The sequence below is a fragment of the Blastococcus sp. SYSU D01042 genome (genome assembly GCF_054050515.1).
The window spans coordinates 36,579-45,634 of record NZ_JBJGZM010000014.1 but is presented as its reverse complement, the minus strand read 5'-3'; the positions used below and the strand labels follow the sequence as shown (position 1 = coordinate 45,634).

The window sequence follows — 9,056 nt, the reverse complement described above, 5'->3', positions numbered from 1 at the left end:
AGTCCCCGCCCCCCCCCCCCCCCCCCCCCCCCCCCCCCCCCCCCCCCCCCCCCCCCCCCCCCCCCCCCCCCCCCCCCCCCGCGGGCCCCGCCCCCCCCCCCCCCCCGCCGCGTGCTGTCGGTCCTGCGGGTGCGGTGCTACTCGGTGGTCCAGACGTGGCCCCACATGGCGGACGCGTTCGCAGCGCCGTTGCCCTTCGTGCCGTCCGGGAAGACCCAGCCGTCCATGTTGCTGACGACGTCACGGGCGGCCATCACGGTCAGCGTCCCGCCGGCGAACGTGTTGGGCACGTTCTCGTTGAGGATCAGGCCGATCTCCTCGATCGCCGCCTTCCGCTCGTCGAGGTCGGCGGTGGCCTTGAGGATCTCCAGCTGCTCGTCGATCTCCGGGCTCTGGAAGGCCGTCATGTTCAACGGCCCCGGCTGGAACGCCTGGCTCAGCAGGATGTACGGGTCGTTGTCGCCGCCGACCCGGGTGCAGCCGGTCTCGTAGTCCCGGGCCAGCATCTGCTGGATCCAGGCCGCCTGCTCGGTCTGCTCGAGCTCCACCTGCGCACCCAGCGCACCCCAGAAGGCCTGGATGATCTGGGACAGCTCGTTGAGGCTGGGGTCCGGCGGGCACTGGAACGTGAACGACAGCTGCGTGCCGACCGGCTGCCCGTCCGAGCGCTCCGGGTCGTTGATGTAGTCGTCGTACAGCTCCTGCGCCTTCTCGACGTCGTAGGTGGGGTAGGCCTCGGCCACCTTCTCCGACCAGTACGGCGAGTCCTCGCTGAAGAACTGCGTGGAGGGCGGCGTGACGCCGGCCCCGCCGAGGACCTCGATCAGGGCCTCCTGGTCCAGCGCGTGGGCCAGCGCCTGGCGGACCCGGACGTCGTCGAACGGCGCGATGCTGGTGTTCACCGTCGTGCCGCCGGAGTTGCTGCCCAGCCACTCGAAGTTGTTGACGCCGTCGATCTCGCGGGCCCGCAGGATGGTGCCCTGCCGGAGGCTCTGCATGACGTCGATGTCACCGCTCTGCAGCGACGCCAGGCGGGTGTCCTCGTCGGGGATGGGCCGGAAGATCAGCTCGTCGAGGTGCGGGAGCCCCTCCTGCCAGTAGTTCTCGTTCTTCTGCAGCACCAGACGGCTGTCCCGCTGCCACTCGACGAACGTGAAGGGCCCGGTGCCGACGGGGTTCGCGCCGGCGTCGGGGCCGAACTGCGCCGCGGCGGTGGGCGAGAACGGCCAGCCCGAGGCACCCGTGAGGATGTCCGGGAACGCCGCGTTGGTCTCGGCCAGGCGGTAGACGACGGTCAGCTCGTCCACCACGTCGAGCGCGTTCACCTCGGCCAGCGTCGCGGCCACCCGCGACGAGGGCGCCTTGAGGTAGGTGTCGAAGACCGTCTTGAGGGCCTCGGCGTCCAGCGGCGTCCCGTCGTGGAACTGGATGCCGGGGCGCAGCGTGAGGGTCCACTCGGTGAGGTCCTCGTTGGACTCCAGCGACTCGGCCAGGTAGGGCTTGACCTCACCCTCCTCGGTCCGCTGCATCAGCGGGTCGTAGATCGCGTACGCGACGTTGAGGCCCGGCTGGTTGAACGTGCCCTCGCCGGGCAGCCAGCTGTTGGTCTCCGCCTCGAGACCGACGGTGATCGAGCCCCCGTCGACCGGGTCACCGGCGTCGACGACGTCGCTCTGCGCACCCTCCTCGACGTCCCCGCCGCCGTCCCCGTCCCCGCCTCCGCACGCAGCGCTCCCGAGCAGGAGCCCCACGATCCCCACGGAGACGAGCGCCCGCTTCCACGGGCCCCGCACCGGGTGCCGAAGTCCTCGCATGTGTTGTCTCCCCGACCATGTCGCGTGCCGACACACGGAGGCGGCCGACCGACCCCTCGGTGTGCGCGCTCCGTGAGCGCCGTCGGAGTGTGCACCACGCCGGTGAGCTGCGTCACTACTTGTTGTCGCTCTATCACGAACGGGTGCGCCACGCGGCGGAGCCGGCAGCACACGCCGAGCGGCCCGGACGAATCGCTCCGTCCGGGCCGCTGCGGTGCGGGTCAGCTCACTCGGTGACCCAGACGAACCCCCACATCGTCGTGGCCCCCGGGACGCCGTCCCCGGCCGTGTCGTCCGGGAAGACCCAGCCGTCGACGTTCTTCACCGTGTCCCGCACGGCGACGTCGGTGAGCGTGTAGCCGGTGAACAGGTTCGGGATGTTCTCCGAGATGTCCAGGCTGATCTGCTCGACCGCGGCCTTGCGCTCGTCGATGTCGGCGGTGGTGCGCAGGGTCTCCAGCCCCTCGTCGATCGCCGGGCTGGTGTACCCGGTGAAGTTCAGCGGGCCCGGCGTGAAGGCGTTCTTCAGCGTGAAGTACGGATCGGCCTCGTCACCGACCCGCCAGCACTGCACGTCGTAGTCCTTCGCGATGCCGTTCTGGATGTGCGCCGCCTGCTCCACCGAGTTGAGCTCCACCTGCATGCCGAGGGCGCTCCAGTACGACTGGTAGAGCTGGGAGAGCTCGGCGAGGGTGGGGTCGGGCGGGCAGTTGTAGGTGAAGGACAGGTCGGTCCCGACCGGCTGCCCGTCGGAGCGCGCCGGGTCGTTGATGTAGTCGTCGTAGTACTCCTGCGCCTGCTCCACGTCGAAGGTGGGGAACGCCTCCGCGGCCTCCTCGGAGTAGTAGGGGCTGTCCGGGCTGAAGTACTGGGTGGCCTCCGGGGTCAGCCCGGTGCCGCCGATGACGTCGATGAGCGTCGGCTGGTCGATGGAGTAGGCCAGCGCCTGCCGCACCCGCAGGTCGTCGAACGGCGGCTTGCTGGTGTTGATGATCGAACCGCCGCTGTTGTTGCCCAGGTACTCGTAGTTGTCCACGCCGTCGACCTCGCGGGCCCGGGCGACCGTCGCCTGCCGCAGGGTCTGCATGGCGTCGATGTCACCGCTCTGCAGGGAGGCCAGGCGGGTGTCCTCGTCGGGGATCGGCCGGAAGGTGATCCCGTCCAGGTAGGGCAGCCCCTCCTGCCAGTAGTCCTCGTTCTTCTCCAGGACCAGCCGGCTGTCCCGCTGCCACTCGACGAACCGGAAGGGCCCGGTCCCGACCGGGTTGGCGCCGGCGTCCTCGCCGAACTGCGCCGCCGCGGTGGGCGAGAACGGCCATCCCGGCGAGCCGGTCAGCACGGAGGGGAAGGCGGCGTTGGGCTGGGTGAGGTTGTACTGCACCGTCAGCTCGTCCACGACGTCCAGGGACCCCACCTCGGCGAGCGTGTTGGCCACGTTCGAGCCCGGGGCCTTCAGGTACTCGTCGAAGACCGTCTTGAGCGCCTCGCCGTTCAGCGGGGTGCCGTCGTGGAACTGCACGTCCGGACGCAGCGTCAGCGTCCAGGCGGTGAAGTCCTCGTTGGGCTCCATCGACTCGGCGAGGTACGGGCGCACCTCGCCGTCCTCGGTGCGCTTCATCAGCGGGTCGTACAGCGCGTAGGCGACGGTGGTGCCCGGGTTGCCGAAGCTGCCCGTACCGGGCAGCCAGCTGTTCGTCTCGGCCTCGAGGCCGACGGTGATCTCGCCGCCCTCGACCGGATCGCCCTGCTCCGAGATCTCGTCGCTGCCCACCTCGGGGGCCGCGCCGCCGTCCTCGTCGCTGTCGCCACCCCCGCAGGCGGCCGTGCCGAGCATGAGAGCGGCGAGACCGGCGCCGGCCAGCGTGCGCCGCCAGCTCCCTCTCGTCAGACGCGGATGTCCTCGCATGTGATTCCTCCTCGACCAGGTGCTGCCGGCACACCGACGGGTCCGGGACCCGTGCGCGTGTGCGCGCTGTTCGTGCGCGGAGGGGAATCCTGCATGCCGGAGGTGACCCGCGTCACCGGGTTGCGCGCATCGATACACCACCGTGACCCAGACCACAGCTCCGTGACCGGGCGGTGACAGCGCCCGGACGCACGACGGCCCGGGCGAGGTGCTCGCCCGGGCCGTCGTGTGCGCTGCTCAGATCAGTCGGTGACCCACACGTGGCCCCACATGACCTGCGCGGTGGCGGCACCGTTGCCCTTGGTGCCGTCGGGGAAGGTCCAGCCGTCCAGGTTCTTGACCGCGTCCCGGGTGGCCATGACGGTCAGCGTGCCGGCGGAGAAGGTGTTGGGCACGTTCTCGTTGAGGACCTCGCCGATGGCCTCGACGGCGGCCTTGCGCGCCTCGATGTCGGTCGTGGTCTTCAGCACCTGCAGCTGCTCGTCGATCTCCGGGCTCTGGAACGCCGTCATGTTCAGCGGGTTGGGCTGGAAGGCCTGGCTGAACACGATGTACGGGTCCCGGTCGGCACCGACACGGGTGCAGCCGGCCTCGTAGTCACGGGCGAGCATGTCCTGGATCCAGGCGGCCTGCTCGGTCTGCTGCAGCTCTACCTGGGCACCCAGCGCGCTGAAGAACGCCTGGTAGAGCTGCGAGAGCTCGTTGAGGCTCGGGTCCGGCGGGCACTGGAAGGTGAAGGAGATGGGCTCGCCCACCGCCTTGCCGTCGGAGCGCTCCGCGTCGTTGACGTACTCGTCGTAGAGCTCCTGCGCCTTCTCCGGGTCGTACGTCGGGTAGCTCTCCTCGAGGGCCTCCGAGTAGTACGGGCTGTCCGGGCTGAAGAACTGCGTCTGCGGCGGGGTGACGCCGGAACCGCCGAGCACCTCGATGAGCGCCTCCTGGTCCATGGCATGGGCCATGGCCCGGCGCACGCGGACGTCGTCGAACGGCGCCCGGCTGGTGTTCATCGTCATCCCACCGGAGTTGCTGCCCAGGTGCTCGTAGTTGTTCACGGCGTCGAGGTCACGGGCGCGGACCACGGTGCTCTGCCGCAGGGACTGCAGGGCGTCGATGTCGCCGCTCTGCAGCGACGAGAGCCGGGTGTCCTCGTCGGGGATGGGCCGGAAGACGATCTCGTCCAGGTAGGGCTTGCCCTCCTGCCAGTAGTTCTCGTTCTTCTTCACGACCAGGCGGCTGTCGCGCTGCCAGCTCTCGAACACGAACGGACCGGTGCCGACCGGAGCGGCGCCGGCGTCCGCACCGGCGGCCGCGGCCGCGGTCGGCGAGAAGGGCCAGCCGGCGGCCAGGACGAGGTTGTCGGGGAAGGCCGCGTTGGGCTCGGCGAGCCGGTAGACGACGGTGAGGTCGTCGACGACGTCGAGCGAGGTCACCTCGGCGAGCGTGGCGGCGAGGTTGGAGCCCGGCGCCGTGAGGTAGTCGTCGAAGACCGTCTTGAGCGCCTGGGCGTTCAGCGGGGTGCCGTCGTGGAACTGCACGCCGGGACGCAGGGTCAGCGTCCACTCGGTCAGCTCGGCGTTGGGCTCCATCGACTCGGCCAGGTAGGGCTCCAGCGTCCCGTCCTCGGTGCGCTGCATCAGCGGGTCGTAGATCGACCACGCGACGTTGACGCCCGGCTGGTTGAAGGTGCCCTCGCCGGGCAGCCAGCTGTTCGTCTCGGCCTCGAGGCCCACGGTGATGGACCCGCCCTCGACCGGGTCGCCGGCCTCGGCGACGTCGCTGACGGCGCCGGCCTCGGCGTCGCCGTTCCCGTCCTCGTCCCCGCTGCCGCAGGCGGCGGTGCCCAGCAGGAGCCCCGCGAGGCCCGCTGCCAGGAGGACCCGCTTCCACGGCCCTCTCATCGGACGCCGGTGCTGTTGCATGTCTGTTGCTCCTCGACCACGTTGCTGTTCCACCCCGACGCCGGCCCGGGAACGGGCATGTCGGGGCGCGGGCGCACGGGGCGCCTGGTCGAAGTGTCCCTGCGGATGTGCGGAGAGTCATTGGGCGGCTCGCAACCGTCACGGACGGTCACCCCCGGCGGTCCGCACAGCGGGGTCGGTGTGCTAACCGCGCGCACGACGACGGCCCGGGCGGGAGGATCCGCCCGGGCCGCCGTGCGCGCTGCGGCTACTCAGCCAGCCAGACGTGGCCCCACATCGCGGTGCCGTCGGGCGTGCCGTTGCCCTCCGAACCGTCCGGGAACACCCAGCCGTCGACGTTCTTGACCTCCTCGCGGACCGCGATCACGGTCAGCGTGCCGCCGGTGAAGGTGACGGGCACCTCCTCGGCCAGCACCAGGCTGATCGCCTCCGCGGCGGCCTTGCGCTCGTCCACGTCGGTCGAGGTGCGCATGATCGCGAGGTTCTCGTCGATCTCCGGGCTGGTGAACTTGGTGACGTTCGGGATGCCCGGCGTGAAGGAGCGGAAGAACACGTAGTACGGGTCCCGCGCGGCGCCGTGCCGCGTGCACCCCGCGTCGTAGTCCCCGGCGATGACCTGCTGGGTGTACGCCGCCTGCTCCACCTGCTCCAGCTCGACCTGCATGCCCAGCGCGTTCCAGAAGGACTGGTACAGCTGGGAGAGCTCGTTCAGGCTCGGGTCCGGCGGGCAGGTGTAGGTGAAGGAGATGTCCTCACCGACCGCCTTGCCGTCGCTGCGCGCCGGGTCGTTCTTGTAGTCGTCGTACAGCTCCTGGGCCTGCTCGGGGTCGTTCGTCGGCCAGGCCTCGGCCGCCTTCTCCGAGTAGTAGGGGTCGTTCGGCCCGAAGAACTGGGTCGACGGCGGGGTGAGCCCGGTGCCGCCGAGGACGTCGATGAGCGCTTCCTGGTCCAGCGCCAGGGCCATGGCCTTGCGCACCCGGACGTCGTCGAACGGCGCCTTGCCGGTGTTGATGTTGGAGCCACCGGTGTTGTTGCCGAGGAACTCGTAGTTGTCGACGCCCTCGATGTCGCGCGCCCGGGAGACGGTGCTCTGCCGCAGCGACTGCAGGGCGTCGATGTCACCGCTCTGCAGGCTGGACAGGCGGGTGTCCTCGTCGGGGATCGGCCGGAAGGTGATCTTGTCGAGATAGGGCAGACCCTCCTGCCAGTAGTTCTCGTTCTTCTCGACCACCAGCTGGCTGTCCCGCTGCCAGCTGACGAACCGGAACGGGCCGGTGCCGACCGGCTGCGACCCGGCGTCCTCGCCGGCCGCCGCCGCCGCGGTGGGCGAGAACGGCCAGCCCGCCGGGTCGGTGAGCAGGTCGGGGAAGGCCGCGTTCGGCGCCGTCAGCGTGTACGTGACGGTCAGCGGGTCGACGACGTCCAGCGAGCTCACGTCGGCGAGGTCGGCCGCCAGCCGGGACCCCGGCGCCTTGAGGTAGGTGTCCCAGATCGTCTTGAGGGCCTGACCGTCCAGCGGCGTGCCGTCGTGGAACTGCACGTCCGGACGCAGCTTCAGCGTCCACACGGTGAGGTCCTCGTTGGGCTCCAGCGACTCGGCCAGGTAGGGCTCGGGGGCGCCGTCGGGCGTCCGCTTCATCAGCGGGTCGTAGATCGCGTAGGCGACGTTGTAGCCCGGGTTGCCGAAGTTGGCCGTCCCCGGGAGCCAGCTGTTGGTCTCCGCCTCGAGGCCGACGACGATCTCGCCACCCTCGACCGGGTCACCGGCGTCCGAGGCATCGACGACCGCGCCCTCCTCGGCGTCGCCGCCGTCCCCACCGTCGGAGCCGCAGGCCGCCGTCGCGATGAGCAGCCCGACGATCCCTGCGGAGGCGACGGCGCGTCCCGTCCGCCGCCACCGTCCCGACCAGTGCGAATGTCCGCGCAATGTGTCCACCCCTCGACGTGTTGCCTGCCAGCACGGGCGACGGCCTGCGGAGGCCGTGGCTGTGCACGCGCGCTCTTCGCGCTGCGGCGAGTGTGCTCCATCACAGTGATCGACGTCACTAGTCGTCATGCCACTGTCACGAGGGGTTCGACTATGCGGACCGCACAACGGAGCCGGTCTAGTGGTCGGGTCAGGCGCTGCCGGCGTCGCCCAGCACAGCCGGCTCGAGCAGGCGCAAGGCCTCGATGGCGACGAACAGGCGGGCGACGCTGCGGGGGTCCTCCAGGGACTGACCGCTGAGCTGCTCCAGCCGGGCCAGCCGGTTGCGCACCGTGTTGCGGTGGCAGAACAGCAGCCGGCCGGTCTCGGTCGAGTTCCCGTTGGTGGCCAGCCAGGTGGCCAGCGTCGCGAGCAGGGTCTGCTGCTCGGCGTCCGGGAGCTCCATGACCGCCCCCAGGAGCAGCCGGGAGACCTCCGTCGAGGTCTCGACCGAGGAGGCCAGCAGCGCGGCCACGGGGTCGTCGTCGATCGCGGTCACCCCGATCGCGCCGGCCGGCAGGCAGCGGCGGGCCACCATCGCCCGCGCCACGGCGGTCGAGGTCTGCAGCGCGTCGTCGTAGGACCGGCTGAGCCCGACCCGCCCGGTGGCCAGGGTGCCCAGGAGCTCGCGGATGGAGGTGACGGTCCGCCACTCGCCGATGGCGACGAGGCCCACGGTGCCGTCGGCGGTCGTCCGCCAGGCCGAACGGACGCCGTGCCCGGCGAGGAAGTCCTCGGCACCCGGGAGGGCCGGTGCGCCGTCGGCGCCCCGTTCGGCCGCCACCGCGACGTAGGGACCGTCCTCGGGCAGGCCGAGCCGGGTCAGGCTGCCGCCCAGCCGGGACCACTCCCCCAGCCGGCCGTCGACGAGGGCGTCGAGCAGCACGCGGCGGCGTTCCCGGTCGGCGTCCAGGAGCGCGGTGAGGCCCTGGTCGTGCCCGGTGGCCAGCGCGCCCGCGTGCTCGTCGAGCACCGCCCACACCAGGACCGACTCGCGCAGGCAGGCCGCCACCTCCTCCGGTGCGCGCACCGCCACCCGCTCGGCGAGGGCGCGCCACACCAGCGACACGGCCGTCCGCACGCCTCGCAGGGCGACGGGCAGCGGCACCTTCTGCTCGGCCAGCCGGCGGCCGAGCGCGACCGCCACCGCCGGGCGCTCCCCCGCCGACGGCTGGGCGCCCAGCCGGGAGAGCACCGAGCCCAGCTGCGCGGTCACGTCGGCGGTGAGGACGTCGGCGTCGAGCCGCCGGTAGGCCTTCTCCTCCGCGCGGAGGACCGCGACGGCCGCGCCCGCGAGGTCGTCCACGCCCTCGGCGAGCAGTTCCGCGGCGAGCGCGGCGAGCACCGGGGCGGCGGTCGCCGCGTCGCCGCCGGGACGGCAGGGCGGGCCCGACGGCGCCTGGTCGGTCTCGAGCGGCTCGGGCACGGGGCCTCCGGGATCGCGGGCGGAT

Annotated in this window: 5 protein-coding genes; all 5 read right to left on the bottom strand. The window is 71.6% G+C overall.

Annotated features, from left to right (window positions below):
• Positions 1-137: 137 nt before the first annotated feature.
• The gene (locus ACI79H_RS19090; protein WP_456556003.1) at positions 138-1,814 is read right to left on the bottom strand and encodes an ABC transporter substrate-binding protein; all 1,677 of its coding nucleotides are present in this window, start codon (positions 1,812-1,814) and stop codon (positions 138-140) included.
• Between the two features lie 226 nt (positions 1,815-2,040).
• Complete coding sequence (locus ACI79H_RS19085) at positions 2,041-3,720, bottom strand: ABC transporter substrate-binding protein (RefSeq protein WP_456556002.1); 1,680 nt, start codon at positions 3,718-3,720, stop codon at positions 2,041-2,043.
• A 242-nt stretch (positions 3,721-3,962) separates the two neighbouring features.
• Entirely contained in the window at positions 3,963-5,618 is a 1,656-nt protein-coding gene (locus ACI79H_RS19080) for an ABC transporter substrate-binding protein (protein WP_456556001.1), read from the bottom strand.
• A 268-nt stretch (positions 5,619-5,886) separates the two neighbouring features.
• Positions 5,887-7,566: an ABC transporter substrate-binding protein gene (locus tag ACI79H_RS19075; protein WP_456556000.1), complete on the bottom strand. Its 1,680-nt coding sequence runs from the start codon at positions 7,564-7,566 to the stop codon at positions 5,887-5,889.
• Between the two features lie 190 nt (positions 7,567-7,756).
• Complete coding sequence (locus ACI79H_RS19070; protein WP_456555999.1) at positions 7,757-9,031, bottom strand: PucR family transcriptional regulator; 1,275 nt, start codon at positions 9,029-9,031, stop codon at positions 7,757-7,759.
• Positions 9,032-9,056 lie beyond the last annotated feature (25 nt).